Source organism: Lysinibacillus contaminans, assembly GCF_001278945.1.
Taxonomy (GTDB): domain Bacteria; phylum Bacillota; class Bacilli; order Bacillales_A; family Planococcaceae; genus Lysinibacillus; species Lysinibacillus contaminans.
In genome coordinates this window covers 2,238,220-2,254,641 of the sequence record NZ_LGRV01000003.1, presented here as the reverse complement: position 1 = coordinate 2,254,641, position 16,422 = coordinate 2,238,220, and the positions used below count along the sequence as shown (strand labels likewise).

Annotated in this window: 15 protein-coding genes; 14 read left to right on the top strand and 1 reads right to left on the bottom strand. The window is 38.6% G+C overall.

Annotation, left to right across the window (positions count from 1 at the left end; all coding sequences use genetic code 11):
* The first annotated feature begins 170 nt into the window (after positions 1–170).
* The 14 genes from AEA09_RS13100 (at position 171) to recA (ending at position 14,856) form a co-directional block, all read left to right on the top strand.
* The gene (locus tag AEA09_RS13100; protein ID WP_053584277.1) at positions 171–899 is read left to right on the top strand and encodes a GntR family transcriptional regulator; all 729 of its coding nucleotides are present in this window, start codon (positions 171–173) and stop codon (positions 897–899) included.
* A gap of 52 nt (positions 900–951) precedes the next feature.
* Positions 952–2,037: a BMP family lipoprotein gene (locus AEA09_RS13095; protein ID WP_053584276.1), complete on the top strand. Its 1,086-nt coding sequence runs from the start codon at positions 952–954 to the stop codon at positions 2,035–2,037.
* Positions 2,038–2,301: 264 nt separating this feature from the next.
* Complete coding sequence (locus AEA09_RS13090; RefSeq protein ID WP_053584275.1) at positions 2,302–3,849, top strand: ABC transporter ATP-binding protein; 1,548 nt, start codon at positions 2,302–2,304, stop codon at positions 3,847–3,849.
* 1 nt (position 3,850) lies between these two features.
* Entirely contained in the window at positions 3,851–4,897 is a 1,047-nt protein-coding gene (locus AEA09_RS13085) for an ABC transporter permease (protein WP_053584274.1), read from the top strand.
* 1 nt (position 4,898) lies between these two features.
* Positions 4,899–5,858, top strand: a complete 960-nt coding sequence (locus AEA09_RS13080) for an ABC transporter permease (protein WP_053584273.1) — start codon at positions 4,899–4,901, stop codon at positions 5,856–5,858.
* A 130-nt stretch (positions 5,859–5,988) separates the two neighbouring features.
* Entirely contained in the window at positions 5,989–7,260 is a 1,272-nt protein-coding gene (gene yfmF / locus AEA09_RS13075; protein WP_053584272.1) for an EF-P 5-aminopentanol modification-associated protein YfmF, read from the top strand.
* Entirely contained in the window at positions 7,257–8,555 is a 1,299-nt protein-coding gene (gene yfmH / locus AEA09_RS13070) for an EF-P 5-aminopentanol modification-associated protein YfmH (RefSeq protein ID WP_053584271.1), read from the top strand. The genes yfmF and yfmH overlap by 4 nt, the downstream gene beginning before the upstream one ends.
* Positions 8,555–9,283 (top strand): elongation factor P 5-aminopentanone reductase, encoded by a 729-nt coding sequence (gene ymfI, locus AEA09_RS13065; protein ID WP_053584270.1) that lies wholly within the window; start codon positions 8,555–8,557, stop codon positions 9,281–9,283. Before yfmH ends, ymfI begins: the two co-directional genes overlap by 1 nt.
* A 43-nt stretch (positions 9,284–9,326) precedes the next feature.
* Positions 9,327–9,584 (top strand): DUF3243 domain-containing protein, encoded by a 258-nt coding sequence (locus AEA09_RS13060; protein ID WP_053584269.1) that lies wholly within the window; start codon positions 9,327–9,329, stop codon positions 9,582–9,584.
* A 258-nt stretch (positions 9,585–9,842) separates the two neighbouring features.
* Positions 9,843–10,631, top strand: a complete 789-nt coding sequence (locus tag AEA09_RS13055) for a DUF3388 domain-containing protein (RefSeq protein WP_053584268.1) — start codon at positions 9,843–9,845, stop codon at positions 10,629–10,631.
* 202 nt (positions 10,632–10,833) lie between these two features.
* A complete protein-coding gene (locus tag AEA09_RS13050; protein WP_211263251.1) occupies positions 10,834–11,727 on the top strand; it encodes a helix-turn-helix domain-containing protein in 894 nt (297 codons plus the stop codon).
* A gap of 47 nt (positions 11,728–11,774) precedes the next feature.
* Positions 11,775–12,353 (top strand): CDP-diacylglycerol--glycerol-3-phosphate 3-phosphatidyltransferase, encoded by a 579-nt coding sequence (gene pgsA / locus AEA09_RS13045; protein WP_053584266.1) that lies wholly within the window; start codon positions 11,775–11,777, stop codon positions 12,351–12,353.
* 17 nt (positions 12,354–12,370) lie between these two features.
* Positions 12,371–13,627: a competence/damage-inducible protein A gene (locus AEA09_RS13040; protein WP_053584265.1), complete on the top strand. Its 1,257-nt coding sequence runs from the start codon at positions 12,371–12,373 to the stop codon at positions 13,625–13,627.
* Positions 13,628–13,788: 161 nt separating this feature from the next.
* Positions 13,789–14,856, top strand: coding sequence for a recombinase RecA (recA, locus tag AEA09_RS13035; protein WP_053584264.1), 1,068 nt, complete (start codon positions 13,789–13,791; stop codon positions 14,854–14,856).
* Positions 14,857–15,387: 531 nt separating this feature from the next.
* Here recA and AEA09_RS13030 read toward each other — a convergent pair.
* Positions 15,388–16,185: a formate/nitrite transporter family protein gene (locus tag AEA09_RS13030; protein WP_053584263.1), complete on the bottom strand. Its 798-nt coding sequence runs from the start codon at positions 16,183–16,185 to the stop codon at positions 15,388–15,390.
* Between the last annotated feature and the right edge of the window lie 237 nt (positions 16,186–16,422).

Below are 16,422 nucleotides of genomic sequence, written 5' to 3'. Positions count from 1 at the left end.
AAGTAATAATTTTTTGACGTAATGTTCAATATTTGCTAAGAAAAATGCTATTATACAACAGAATTTTGCAAAGCTATTTATTTCACTTTGTAATAATGGTATATTAATGAACGATTAGTAGGAATGTTGTACATCAGATGTCTGATCTCTGATTTTGGTGGTGATTATAAGTGACTATTAAAGCAGATCATCGTCATTTATATCTTCAAGTGATTGATCGTTTGAAATCTGACATTGAAACGGGTGTTTTCACAGAAAATGAAAAATTGCCTTCAGAATTTGAATTATCAAAATTACTTGGAGTCAGTCGAGCGACGCTAAGAGAGGCGCTCCGATTGTTGGAAGAGGAAAATGTCATTGTGCGTCGTCATGGTGTGGGGACTTTTGTTAATCCCAAACCACTATTTACATCGGGCATTGAACATTTATCGAGCATTTCTTCTATGATTGAAACAGCAGGTATGGAACCAGGCTCACGCTTTTTAAAGGCAACTGAAGAAATACCTTCTGAAGAAGATTTAAAACGCTTCCAATGTGATGAAGAAGATAAAATACTCACGATTGAACGTGTTAGAACAGCAGATGGTGAACCGGTAGTGTATTGTATCGATAAACTACCAGCGAGCTCCCTGCCTACTGACTTTGTAAACAATAAAGAAGTTTCACTTTTTTCTGCACTTGAACAATCGGGCAAGATTCATGTTGCATACGCTGTGACCTATATAGATCCAGTAGGGTATCATGAAGTAGCATCACCGATTTTAAATTGTGGTCGTGAGACGGCACTTTTAGTATTAAAGCAACTGCATTACGATGATCACGATCAAGTAGTGCTCTATTCAAAAAATTATTTCCGAGCTGATAAATTCAGCTTCCATGTAGTACGAAAACGGGTGTAGAACATTTCTAGAAATTTCCTGCTAATTACAATATCTTTGGGGGGTACCAAAAATGAGAAAACGTAAATTTGGTTTAGTATTATCATCAGTATTAGCTGCAGGTGCGATTTTAGGTGCTTGTGGTGCGAAAGACGAAGAGCCTGAAAAAGAAAAAGATGACGTTTCAAAAGGCGATACGCCAACAGAAGAAGCATTCTCAATTGCAATGGTAACAGACGTTGGTGGGATAGATGACAAATCATTCAACCAATCTGCCTGGGAAGGTGTTCAAGCTTACGGTAAAGAACATAACCTAACAGAAGGCGACGGCGGTTTTGCCTATTTACAATCAAAAGACCATTCTGATTATGATCCAAACTTAAACGCATTATTACGTCGTGACTTCAACCTAGTTTTTGGTGTTGGCTTTATGATGGCTGATGCTATCGAAGCTATAGCTTTAGATAACCCAGAAGCTAAATTTGCATTAATTGATGCTGAAGCAAAAGCAGATAACGTTGTTTCTGTACTGTTTAAAGAGCAAGAGGGTGCTTTCTTAGCAGGTGTTGCTGCTGCGAAAATGTCTCAATCAGGTAAAATCGGCTTCGTAGGTGGCGTTGATATTCCAGTTATTAACCGTTTCCATGCTGGTTTTGTTGAGGGGGCAAAAGCTGTAAATCCAGATATCGAAATCCAAGTAAAATACACAGGTGCTTTTGATAAAGCAGACCTTGGGAAAATTACTGCAAACAGCATGTACTCTTCAGGTGTAGATGTAATCTTCCATGCTGCTGGTGGAACTGGTAATGGCGTATTCTCTGAAGCAAAAGAACGTAAGAAAAAAGACCCTAACGCAAATGTATGGGTAATCGGTGTTGACGCTGACCAATACGAGGAAGGGAAAATAGATGATACTACAAACATTACTTTAACGTCAATGTTAAAAGGTGTTAATGCAGCAGTAGTTGATATCTCTAATAAAGCTAAAAATGGCGAATTCCCTGGTGGAACAACGATTACTTATGGTTTAGCTGAAGATGGTGTGAAACTTGCTGATTCTCGTGGTGCCATTCCAGAAGATGTACAAGCAGTAATTGATGAATATAAAACGAAAATTGTTAGTGGTGAAATCGTAGTTCCAGAAAAAGTGGAAAAATAGTTCATCTCTGAATCATCATAAGGGCCTTTTGAAGACCCTTATGGTGATTTTTCTAATCTATCGTTATTGTTAGAAAATTTCTAATTCTCTGCATGTATTTAATGGTTGTTTCTATATTACCTATTACATATAAAGCGAGTTTTATATGAGAGTATCGTAAGTTTTAGATAGAGAAAGTAGTAAGTTAGTAGATGAAAGGTTTCAAACGATGACTTTTCATGTATTAATTTTTAATTACAAATAGAGCCTAAGGGAGTGAATATATTGGAATATGTGATTGAGATGCTTGGAATCCGTAAAGAATTCGGTGGTTTCGTAGCAAATAATAATATCACCCTCCAACTGAAAAAAGGCGAAATCCATGCACTGCTTGGTGAAAATGGTGCTGGAAAATCGACTTTAATGAACGTTCTTTTTGGTTTATATCAACCAGAGGGTGGCGAAATTCTTGTTCGTGGGAAAGCTGTAAAAATTACGGACCCGAATGTTGCCAATGATTTAGGAATTGGCATGGTGCATCAACACTTTATGCTCGTGGAAAATTTCACAGTTACAGAAAACATCATTTTAGGTGCAGAGCCTACTAAAATGGGAGTCATCAATATTAAAGATGCGGCGAAGAAAGTAGCAGAGATATCTGAAAAGTATGGTCTTGACGTTGATCCAAATGCAAAAATTGAGGATATAACAGTTGGAATGCAGCAACGTGTAGAAATTTTGAAAACGCTTTATCGTGGTGCAGAGATTTTAATCTTTGACGAGCCGACTTCTTCATTAACGCCACAAGAAATTACGGAACTAATCCAAATTATGAAGCGCCTTATCGCTGAAGGAAAGTCGATTATTTTAATTACGCATAAATTAAAAGAAATCATGGAAGTATCTGACCGTGTGACAATCATCCGTAAAGGAGAAGGTATTGGCACAGTTGTAACGGCTGAAACAAATCCTAATCAATTAGCTGAATTAATGGTTGGACGTCAAGTGGAGTTCAAAACCGTTAAAACGGAAGCGCATCCAACAGAGGAAGTACTGTCAGTCGAAAATTTAGTTGTTACGGATTACCGTAACATTAATAAAGTAAAAGGTTTGAACTTAAACGTTCGTAAAGGCGAAATTGTTGGGATTGCAGGTATCGATGGCAATGGTCAATCAGAATTAATCGAGGCTATTACAGGTCTTCGAAAAGTGAAAAGTGGTACTGTGAAGCTTAATGGCAAGGATATAACGAACATGAAGCCACGTAAGATTACAGAAGAAGGTGTTGGGCATATTCCACAAGACCGTCACAAGCATGGTTTAGTACTGGATTTCCCAATTGGTCACAATATAGCTCTTCAAACGTATTACCAATCACCTATCGCAAAAGGCTTTGTTATGGATTACAAAAAAGTATCTGAAAAAGCACAACAAATCATGAAAGAATTTGATGTGCGTACTGGTAATGGTGAAATGACACCAGCTCGTGCACTTTCGGGTGGTAACCAACAAAAGGCAATCATCGGTCGTGAAATTGACCGTAACCCAGATTTATTAATTGCGGCTCTTCCTACACGGGGTCTTGACGTAGGGGCGATTGAATTTATTCACTCGAGATTAATCGAACAACGAGATAATGGGAAAGCGGTACTCTTAATTTCATTTGAATTAGATGAAGTGATGAATGTCTCTGACCGTATTGCCGTTATTTACGACGGTCAAATTGTAGACGAGTTAAATCCAAAAGAAACGACAGAGCAAGAGCTTGGTTTATTAATGGCTGGGCAAAGTAAAAATAGTAACGCGAAAGTAGCGAAGGAAGGGAACGAATAACATGTCGAATCGTGTCATTAATATACTCGTTCCTATCGTCTCCATCATTATCGGTCTAATTGTAGGAGCTATCGTCATGTTAGTCAGTGGCTATGACCCTGTGCAAGGTTATCTAGCATTATGGACAGGTATTTTTGGAGATTCATATTCAATCGGGAACACAATCCGTCAAATTACACCGTATATATTGGCAGGTCTTGCAGTAGCATTCGCCTTCCGAACAGGATTATTTAACATCGGGGTTGAAGGTCAGCTGATTATAGGTTGGCTAGCAGCCGCATGGGTAGGGTATGCATTTGAACTACCAAAAATTATTCATTTACCATTAGCATTACTTGCTGCGGCAGTAGCAGGTGCATTCTGGGCCTTTATTGCAGGTTTCTTAAAAGCGAAATTTAAAGTTCATGAAGTAATCGCGACAATTATGTTAAACTACACAGCGCTTTATATTGCGAATGCTGTGATTAAATCTTTGTCAGACGGTGGCTTTAAAACAGAACGTATCCAGGAAACAGCTTCTTTACGTTCTCCGTTTTTAAGAGAGCTTACAGACAATTCAAGTCTTCACTACGGGATCATTGTTGCACTTATTATGGTAGCTGTTATGTGGTTCATTTTAGAAAAAACACCACGTGGTTATGAATTAAAAGCAGTTGGCTTTAACCAACATGCCGCTGAATATGCAGGGATGAGTGTTAATAAAAACATCATTTTAGCAATGACAATCTCAGGTATGTTCGCTGGTCTTGCTGGTGCGATGGAAGCACTTGGAACATTCCAAAATGCAGCGATACAAGCAGGCTTCACAGGTATCGGGTTTGACGGAATCGCTGTGGCCTTACTTGGTGCGAACACGCCACTTGGGGTCATTTTCGGCGCTACATTATTTGGTTCACTAAAATACGGCGCACTAAACATGCCTAACGCTGCAGGCATCCCAGAAGAAATTGTGTCCATTATTATCGCATTAATTATCTTCTTCGTAGCATCAGGCTATATTATTCGCGTAGGTTTACAAAAGTTAAGTAAGAAAAAGGAGGGACAATAACATGACCTTTTTAGAAATGTTATATTTCATTATTCCCTCTGCTATTTTTTATGCAACCCCTTTAATTTTCACAGCAATCGGTGGCGTATTCTCTGAGCGTTCGGGTGTTGTAAACATCGGGTTAGAAGGTTTAATGATTGTTGGTGCTTTTGTCGGCATTTATGTGAACTTAGAGTACGCTGCTACATTCGGTGCTGCAACCATTTGGGTAGCCATGCTTGCAGCAGTAATCGGTGGTGGGATTTTCTCACTTCTACATGCCGTGGCGTCAATCTCATTCCGTGCCGATCAAACAGTATCGGGGGTAGCAATTAACTTATTAGGGTTAGCCGTACCGTTATTTTTAGTTAAACTGATATATGATAAAGGTCAAACGGATATGATTACCCAAACGATTAGTCGTTTCAACATTCCTTATTTAGAGGATATCCCGTTCTTCGGACCATTATTATTCCAAAACGTTTATAGTACATCGATTTTGGCATTTGCAGTAGCATTCGGTGCTTGGTTTATTATTTATAAAACACCTTTTGGCCTACGTCTTCGTGCAGTTGGAGAACACCCAATGGCAGCTGATACAATGGGTGTAAACGTAAATAAAATGCGTTATATCGCAGTTGTTATTTCTGGGGCACTTGGTGGTCTTGGGGGTGCGGTTTATGCACAATCAATTACGAATGATTTCTCGCATGCTACGATTGCTGGTCAAGGTTTCATGGCGCTTGCGGCGATGATTTTTGGGAAATGGCATCCAATTGGAGCTCTTGGTGCGGCGTTATTCTTTGGTTTAGCGCAAACATTAAGTATTACCGGGGATCAAATTCCGTACGTACAAGACATTCCATCTGTATTCCTACAAATCCTTCCTTATGTCTTAACAATTTTTGCATTAGCAGGATTTATCGGAAAAGCAAATGCACCAAAAGCAAGTGGGCAACCATATATTAAAGGCAAACGATAAAATTAAAGACTGAGCAAACGAGCTCAGTCTTTTTCGTACATACTACGTAAATCTTTTTGCAATTGTAGACAATAGACATGTATAGTATCTGTAGAACATTGTTATATTAAGAAAGATAGGAGGGTTCCATATGTTTAAAACAATACCTTTTGCAAAAGGTGTCAATCTGCATATACGACAGACAACCCAATTTAAAACCGTTAATTTTTCATTTAAATGGAGAAGCCCATTAACAGCTGAAAGCGCATCCGAGCGTACCGTATTAACCAATGTATTGCAGCACAGCAATGCAAAATATACGACAACAGCTGCATATCGTAGTTTTTTAGACGATTTATTTGGCACAGTGCTTTATTTTGATACATCAAAGCGTGGCAATGAACATACTGTGCTCATGAACGTGGAAACAGTAAATGATCAATATTTAGCGAATAGTAATGTGCTGAATGAAGTATTGGATTTATTACACATAGCTATATTTGAACCGAATTTAGAAAATGGTGTATTCAAAGAGTCGATAGTATCTCGTGAGAAGCAGATGGTCATACAGCGTATCGAGTCCATTTTTGACGATAAATCACGCTTTGCACAACAGCGCCTCCAACAAATTCTACGTCCTAACGAACCGGCATCTATTTCTGCAAATGGTACGGTGGAGGAAATCGGGAAAATCACACCAACATCCCTATTTGCTGCATATGAATCGATGCTTACAAACGATAAAATTGATATTTATGTAGCTGGTGATGTCAATGAAGATGAAATAGTGGCAAAATTAAAACAAGTATTACCATTCAAAGATCGTACACCAGAAGAAATACCAGCTGTTTTACCGCAACAACATCCGAAAGATGATTATGTGCGTGAACAACACGAAACGAAGCAAGGGAAGCTACACATAGGTTTTAGTACACCAGTACGTTTTGGTGATGCTGACTTCGCAAAAATGCAGATTTTCAACGGTGTATTCGGTGGTTATCCACATGCTAAATTATTTATGAATGTCCGTGAAAAAGAAAGCTTAGCCTATTATGCATCGAGCTCTTACGCATCGCATTACGGCTTAATATTTGTTGTATCAGGTATAGAAGCTAAAAATGAAGAAAAAGCGCTTTCACTTATTAAAGAACAGTTAGCTGTTATCCAAGCTGGCGACATATCGGATTTAGAATTAGAACAAACGAAAGCGATGCTCACGAATCAGTTAAAAGAGGCGCTCGATTCTGCACGCGGTCAAATTGAAATTTACGACCAATATAAAGATTTGCCGGAAGAATTCACCGTTGAAGCTTGGGTAAATAAATGGAAAGCTGTAACGAAGGAAGATGTCATTGAAATGGCGAAACAAGTTCAGCTAGAAGCGGTCTATTTCTTAAGTGGGAAGGAGCAAGCCGCACAATGAAAACAATTGAATTTAAACAACTAGATGAAACACTTTACTACGAAAAATTGGAAAATGGTTTAGATGTCTATATTTTGCCCAAAAAAGGTTTTTCAAAAACATTTGTTACGTTTACAACCAAGTATGGTTCGGTCGATCGTACATTTGTGCCAATTGGTGCTACAGAAGAAATCACTGTACCAGACGGCATTGCACACTTTTTAGAGCATAAAATGTTTGAAAAAGAAGATGGTGACGTGTTCCAAAAGTTTAGTGAGTACGGTGCATCAGCAAATGCCTTCACGTCATTTACACGTACAGCGTATTTATTTTCTGCAACTGACCATATTTATAAAAGTACAGAGACTTTATTGAACTTTGTGCAGGAGCCATATTTCACTGAGGCTACAGTTAATAAAGAAAAAGGTATTATTGGTCAAGAAATTACAATGTATGATGATCAGTCAGACTGGCGTTTATATTTCGGAACGATTTCAAATATGTATCATAATCACCCGGTGAAAATTGATATTGCCGGTACAATTGAATCGATTGATGGCATTACGGCTGAGCATTTATACACTTGTTATAACACTTTCTACCACCCATCAAATATGCTTCTTTTTGCAATTGGTGCAGTAGACCCAGAAGAAATGATGACGTATATTCGTGAAAATCAAGCGAAAAAACAGTTTGAAGCGCCAACACCAATCCAACGATTTTTTGAAGATGAGCCGACAGAAGTGGCAGTCAAAGAAGGTTCATTGCATATGGATGTTCAAAAGCCAAAGATATATGTAGGCCTAAAAGCGAAGGAAACGAATCTTTCGGGGCGTGAAATGTTAAAACATGAGCTGTCAGTACAAATTGGATTAGAGCTTATTTTCGGTCGTACATCTGATTTTTACACGCATGTGTATGATGAGGGCCTAATCGATGAAACATATGCTTTCGATTTTACGTTGGAAAAAGGCTTTGGCTTTGCAATGATTGGTTCAGATACGACGGAACCAGATGTTCTTGAAAAGGCTATTAAAGCGGAACTTGCAAAATATGAAGGGAAATCATCATTTGTTAGTTCTGATTTAGAACGGATTAAACGTAAAAAAATTGGATTCTTCTTACGTGCATTAAACTCCATTGAATTTATTGCGAACCAGTTTACACGTTATTCATTTAATGACATGAATTTGTTTGATGTTGTACCGGTATTAGAAGAGTTAACGACTGAAGATATAGTAGAAGCATTTAAATCAATTCAAGGCGAATCACAGCAAACGGTTTTCAAAATTTTGCCGACTGAGAAGAATGCATAATGAAAAAGTTTGCACTCGTGCTCGGAGCATCAGGAGAGATTGGTCGTTCTATTTGCCATAGCTTGGCTGATGATGGTTGGTCACTCTATTTGCACTATACGCACAACAAGGAAGCGACAAAAGCTTTATATAAGTCGCTTTCTTCTGATTTTCCTACACAGGAATTTATGATTGTACAGGCTGATTTTACGGATAATATGGCAGCAGATGAACTCGCGTCGCAAATTTTTAGTTTGCAGGCGCTTGTTTTTGCGAGTGGCCAAGCACATTACGCACTCCTCGAAGATATACCAGTAGAAGACATGGAAGCGTTATGGCGTGTTCATGTACAAAATCCAATGCGTCTAACTGCGTTACTATCCTCGAAGTTACGTGTACATACTGTTAGTTATGTGCTCTTTATAGGCTCTATTTGGGGTGAGGCTGGCTCTGCTGGCGAATCTCTGTATGCAACGGTTAAAGGGGCTCAACACGCGTTTGTAAAGTCCTATGCTAAAGAAGCTGCATTATCCCGTATTCGAGTGAATGCTATTGCACCAGGCTTTATTAATACCTCGATGAACGGTCATTTAAATGATGAGGAATTGGGATATATTTTAGAAGAGATTCCACTTGGAACAGTCGGTGAAACGACAGATGTAGCGGAAATGGTACGCTTCTATCTGTCGGGGAAAGCGGATTATGTGACAGGGCAAATTATTAGATTGAACGGTGGCTGGTACATATAATTTCTCTTTTGACACATACTACGTGTGTAAAGGAGGAGGAGTTATGAGTATATTAGAAAACTGGCAAAAATGGACTTCTTTTTTAGGGCAAAATGTGACACAAGCAGAGTCAAGTGGGATGCCGAAAAAAATGATTCAGGAGGCCGCTGTTCAAATTGGTGAATATTTGGCGACAAATGTCGATCCTAAAAATGAACAAGAGCGTGTACTTTCTGACTTATGGGGTGTTGCTTCTGATGATGAGAAGCACGCACTTGCCAATTGTGTTGTGAAGCTTGTCCAAAATAAGAATGTGCATTAAAATCGGAGCGGCCGCTCGAGGAGTCAAAGTGACTTTTCGTACGGCTGCTTTTCAAATGCGAAAAGTAAATAAATCCTTTATTAGAATAATAAAGGATTTTGTGCAAGCTTATGAATGATACTTTGAAAAAAAGAGAAGAATTTTATAAATAACGCTAGAAATCGTTGTATTCGAACTTTCCATTACATAAAAAATCCGCTATGATGGAACTTATAAAGGATTTTTTACGTTATCTAAGTAAGAAGGGATCGATTACATTTGAGCGATTGGTACTTTGAATATGAAATTCAGGTGAATCGTCCTGGATTATTGGGAGATATTGCTTCACTCTTAGGGATGCTTCGTGTCAATATTATATCAATCAATGGTGTCGATGAAGGACGTCGTGGTATGTTAGTGCATACAGACAATGATGAGGCAATTGAGCGATTTCGCATGATTGTTTCGACAATGGAACATATCCATGTCACGAAATTTCGACAACCTAAACTCCGTGACCGTTTAGCAATTAGACATGGTCATTATATTCCTCGAGATGCTGATGAAAAAAATACATTTCGCTTTGTACGAGACGAGCTAGGTATTTTAGTTGACTTTATGGCGGAATTATTCAAAAAGGACGGGCATAAGTTAATTGGAATACGTGGAATGCCACGTGTCGGTAAAACAGAATCAATTGTAGCTGCAAGTGTATGTGCAAATAAGAAATGGATTTTTTTATCATCTACAATGATAAAGCAAACAGTAAGAAATAAACTTGCTGGCGATGAATTCAGTGACAATAATATATTTATTTTAGATGGCATTGTTACACGACGTTCGACAGATGAGCGTCACTTGCAACTTGTCCGTGAGATGATGAGTATGTCTTCTATTAAGGTAGTAGAGCACCCAGACATGTTTGTACAGCATTCAGAGTATAAGATTGAGGATTTCGATACCATTATTGAATTGCGAAATGACCCAGATGAAGAAATTACTTATGAGATAATGGAAAAAAATCAAATGATGTCCGAATCCAATGAATTTGGTGGATTTAATTTTTAATTTTATTCAATGGGAGTCTCCTGCCACGTTGGATAGAGAATTAGTGCAGTTGTTGTAAACTTTTCAGTGTGCGTAATAAACGTTAACTGAATAAAATTAAAACCTCTGGCAGATGCCACAAATTTAAAAAGGAGAGAATCGTGCAAGCACGATTCAAAATTTGTGCAGCGAATACGCCAAGGCGAAATTGATATTAAAGTAGGTGTTAATTGTGACTGAATTAGGTACTCGACTGAAAGAGGCGAGACTGTCCAAAGGCTATAGTTTGGATGATTTACAAGAAATAACGAAAATTCAAAAACGTTATTTAATGGGTATTGAAGAAGGCAACTATTCAATGATGCCAGGTTCATTTTATGTGCGCGCATTTATAAAACAATATGCGGAAGCTGTTGGTTTAAACGCTGAAGAGTTATTAGAAACATATAAAGGTGATGTACCGGGGGCTCAGAATGAGCAGGTGTCACAATCGATGTCACAGAGCCCGAGTAGACGTAAACTTAAGGGCCCTTCTAATAAAATGATGGAAGCGATGCCGAAAATAATTGCAGCTTTATTTATTGTCGTGATTATTGTAGCAATGTGGGTATTATGGCAATCTAAAAGTAATGCAGGTACACCAAAAGAGGAAGAAATATCACCAGAAGTGCAATACGATGAAAACCCTAAACCAATTGATAGTGAAAAAGAAAAACAAGAGAAAGAACAAGAAAATGCTACAAATAAAGCTGACGACGATAAACCTGAGGAAGAGGTAGTAGAAGTTAAACAAGCTATTTCAACGGGTACAATCGAAGCAGACGGAGAAACGACTTCATATACATTAACTGGTACAGATGTGTTTAATATTCGTATTGAAGTTTCAGGCCCTACATTTGTTGGTGTTCGTGACCAAAACCAAACGGAGTTGTTAGCTGATACACGCGTATATAATGCAGGAGAGGTTGTTACACTAGATGCAACTGCTCAAACATATGCACGTATTCGTCTTGGGGATTCAACACAAGCAAAGGTTTATATTAATGACGAGCTTTTAACGTATGCACAACAAAAAGTAACGCAAAACATCGTCATCAATTTCAATAAAGAACAGTAGTCACCACATGGTGACTACTTTCTTTCATCATGAAAGGTGTTAGAGAAATGAATATTCCAAATAAAATTACCATCTCTCGTATTATACTTATTCCGTTTTTTGTCATTGTTATGATGTTTGACTTCGGATGGGGAACAATGTCGTTATTTGGCGCAGAGATGCCTATCCATCATTTTATTGGCGCTCTTATTTTTATTATTGCTTCTACGACAGACTGGGTAGATGGGTATTATGCGCGTAAATACAATCTTGTGACGACACTCGGCAAGTTTCTAGATCCACTTGCCGATAAATTACTTGTATCTGCAGCGTTTATTTTAATGGTAGAGCTTGGCATGGCGCCAGCTTGGATCATTATTATCATTATTAGCAGAGAGTTTGCAGTGACAGGGTTACGTTTAATTTTAGCAGGTGAGGGTGAAGTCGTAGCGGCTAATCAACTTGGTAAAATTAAAACGTGGGCACAAATTGTTGCGATTGCCGCAGCTCTTTTACACAATACAATTTTCACATTAATTGGGATTCCGTTTGATACAATCATGCTATACATTGCGTTGTTCTTTACGCTTTGGTCTGGATGGGATTATTTCTATATAAATCGTCGTGTTTTACTCGAGTCTAAATAAGAGGGGTCTTGTTAATCATGAATGCTGAAATCATAGCGGTTGGTTCAGAGCTACTGTTGGGGCAAATTACAAATACCAATGCAAAATTTATTTCCAGTCAACTGTCTGAACTTGGCATTAACGTGTTTTATCATACAGTTGTAGGTGATAATTCGAAGCGTCTAGATGAGGCTATTACGGTAGCTGAATCAAGAGCAGATTGTCTTATTTTCTCGGGTGGGCTCGGACCAACTAAAGATGATTTAACGAAGGAAACGATTGCCCGTCATCTTGGTGTAGATTTAGCATTTGATGAAGTAGCATTGACCTATATTAAAGAGTTTTTTGCAAGACGTGGTCGTGCAATGACAGACAATAATCGGAAGCAGGCGCTTGTATTAGAGGGTAGTGATGTGCTAGCAAACCATCATGGAATGGCTCCTGGGATGATTTTGACGAAGAATGGGCGTACGTATATTTTGCTTCCAGGACCACCAAAAGAGTTGGAGCCAATGTTCCAATTTGAAGCAAAACCAAAGCTCGTAGCTTTGTTAAATACTGATGGGGTCATTTCATCTCATGTAATGCGGTTCTATGGGATTGGTGAAGCAGAGTTAGAAGATCGCGTGCAAGATATTTTAGATGCGCAAACAAATCCAACTGTTGCACCACTAGCGTCTGACGGAGAAGTAACATTACGTGTGACGGCCAAGGCAGAAACAGAAAGCGAAGCACAGCGACTGATTGCGGCGAAAGTGGCTGAAATTCAAGCAATTGTTGGCGACTATCAATATGGTATGGATGATGATTCACTTGCCTCTAAAACAGTGGAAATGCTGTTAGATAATGAGCTTACGATTTCTGCAGCGGAAAGCTTAACTGCAGGTTTGTTTCAATCAGAACTTGCTGAAATTCCAGGTGTAGGTGGCTCGCTCATTGGTGGGGTAGTCACATATACAGAAGGCTCAAAGGTGAAGCAACTTGGCATTTCTCAAGAATTATTAGATACGCATGGGATTGTCAGTAGTGAATGTGCATCAGCGATGGCTAGTGCAGTACGCACAAAATTCAATACAAATATTGGTATAGGTCTTACAGGTGCAGCAGGGCCCACAGCGCATGATCATCAGCCAGTAGGGACTGTTTGGATTGGTATCGCCATCAATGATGAAGAGCCCATTACGTATTTGTTACATTTATCAGGCATGCGCAATACGAATCGTTTACGTGCCGTGAAATTCACATGTCATTACTTAATGCAACTGCTTGTGGAACGAGGCTTTTCAAAACGATAACGAAATAGTAGAAAATAAAAATTTGGATAGGGAAAACTTATCCAAATTTTTATTTTGAAGAAAAATCGAATAAACGTTCGCTTTTTTCTTGCGTGTTTTCTCAAAAACAAGTATAGTAGAGATAGACAAAAACAGTGAACAGTTTCAAAGGAGGAAATACATTGAGCGATCGTAAAGCAGCCTTAGAACAGGCGTTAAAACAAATTGAAAAGAATTTCGGTAAAGGGTCAATTATGAAACTTGGCGAAAGAACAGATTTAGAAATCGCAACGTCTTCAAGTGGTTCATTAGCACTTGACGCAGCATTAGGTATAGGTGGTTATCCACGTGGGCGTATTATCGAAGTATACGGTCCAGAATCTTCAGGTAAAACAACAGTAGCACTACACGCGATTGCTGAAGTACAAAAAAATGGTGGTCAAGCCGCATTTATCGATGCTGAGCATGCCCTAGATCCGATTTATGCTCGAAACTTAGGTGTCAACATTGACGAATTACTATTGTCTCAACCGGATACAGGGGAGCAAGCGCTTGAAATTGCTGAAGCATTAGTACGTAGTGGTGCCGTCGATATCATCGTTATTGACTCCGTAGCAGCTCTTGTCCCTAAAGCTGAAATCGAAGGCGATATGGGTGACTCTCACATGGGGTTGCAGGCACGTTTAATGTCTCAAGCACTTCGTAAGCTTTCTGGTGCTATTAATAAATCCAAAACAATTGCCATTTTCATTAACCAAGTTCGTGAAAAAATCGGTGTAATGTTTGGTAATCCGGAAACAACTCCTGGTGGACGTGCCCTTAAATTCTATAGTTCAGTACGATTAGAAGTTCGTCGTGCAGAAGCGATTAAACAAGGCAATGACATAATGGGTAACCGTACAAAAATTAAAGTCGTGAAGAACAAAGTAGCCCCGCCTTTCCGTACAGCTGAAGTCGATATTATGTACGGTGTAGGAATTTCAAAAGAGGGTGAAATTGTCGATTTAGGTGTGGAATTAGATATTGTACAAAAAAGTGGTTCTTGGTTTGCATATGCCGATGAACGCTTAGGGCAAGGCCGTGAAAATGCCAAACAATATTTAAAAGAAAATCCTGCTGTATTAGAAGAAATCGTCGGTAAAATCCGTGCTTCTTATGGCATTGCCGCTGCAGCTTACACAATTGCAGCACATGATGAAGAAGACGAAGATGAAGAATTACTACTTTTATTAGAGAACGAAAAAAAATAATCATCAAAACACTCATCATGATGATGGGTGCTCAGGTTGCAAGTAAACTCGATCAGAATCGAATTTACTTGCATTTTTTTTGTTTTAGAAGGGAATAAATATGTTTATGCAGGTGTGTTGATTAACCTATTTTATCCAATACTAATAATAGAAAAGGTTGATATCCGCTACGGGCTTCTCGCTTTCCAGCGGGCGAGCGTCGAGCCGCTTCCTCCGCGTTGCTCCCTGCAGGGTCTCGCCTGTCTCGCTTTCCCGCGGAACGTGAATGTCAGATTATCTAATAATGGAAATTGCATTTTTGTTAGAATGTTTTTGGGGAAAATACTTTTTCAATAACTTCGATTTTTGTAGATAACCCTTTTCTTGATAGCATTTTAGTTCTTCATCTTTTAAACATCTCTTCATTTACATGAGAAGTTCATATGTATTCCGCAAATCATTTCGTTACATAATGACAAAAAGCGAATCAGCCTCATACTGATTCGCTTAACAATATTATTGTTTTTCATTTGCATTCTTTGGGGAGTGAACTTATTCTGATAATTCGTTTTCATCTTCCGGAATAGGTCCGCTTACATAATAATAGTAGAGAGCCATGAAGACTATTCCACCAATCATATTCCCTAGCGTTACAGGGATGATGTTGTAAATAGCTTTACCAATTGATATTGTATCAGGGTGATCTACTACAAGTGCTACCGCAAATGTACTCATATTCGCTATACAATGCTCATAGCCAGAGATAAAGAAGCAGAATACTAATAACACCATTGTGAATAGCTTAGGACCGTCGCCTTTTAATGTCATTGGTATATAGAAAGCTAAACAAATAAGCCAGTTACATAGAATAGCTCGGAAGAAAAGTTGTAACACTGGTGCATTCATTTTCGTTTCGGCTACACTCATCAAGAAGCTGTTCACATCTTGTGAAGCGAATAATCCTGATAAGGATATGAACCCAGCAAATATAAGCGCGCCGATTAAGTTCCCGCTGTATGTAGCAATCCACATTTGGACGACTTTTGTCCATGACATCTTGCCACGGAGAGCGGCGTAAGTGAAATAAAAGGTATTTCCTGTGAATAAGTCAGCACCAGCATAAGCAATGAGAATAATTGCGACACCGAATGTTATAGCAGCCATTGGATAGGCCATTGGTGAGTGTTCTAAATAGAATAAGTTCCCTGCTTTAAATGCGACGATTACACCGAATCCAATAAATCCGGTTGCAAGGATGGCACGTAGCAGATATTTAATAATGCTTTGATCGAATATTTTTTGTTTTTTGAGAGCCAATTTCTCGACTTCTCGAAGAGCTGTCTGTTCCATAATACCTCCTATTAGCTTGCGCTACTAGTAGTGTAACCAAAGTTAAATCGCACTATGTAGCGTTTAATTAAATACAGTTAAGCTAAAATTACATAATTAGATTACATCTATGAATTTGAAGAAGATGGACAAATGGGCTTAGCAAAAGGGAAAGGTGAAATAATAAAAATGCAGGGAAAATCGAAAATACCCAAAAAATATAATAGAATTTTACGATGATGTCAACCGAAAAAACTT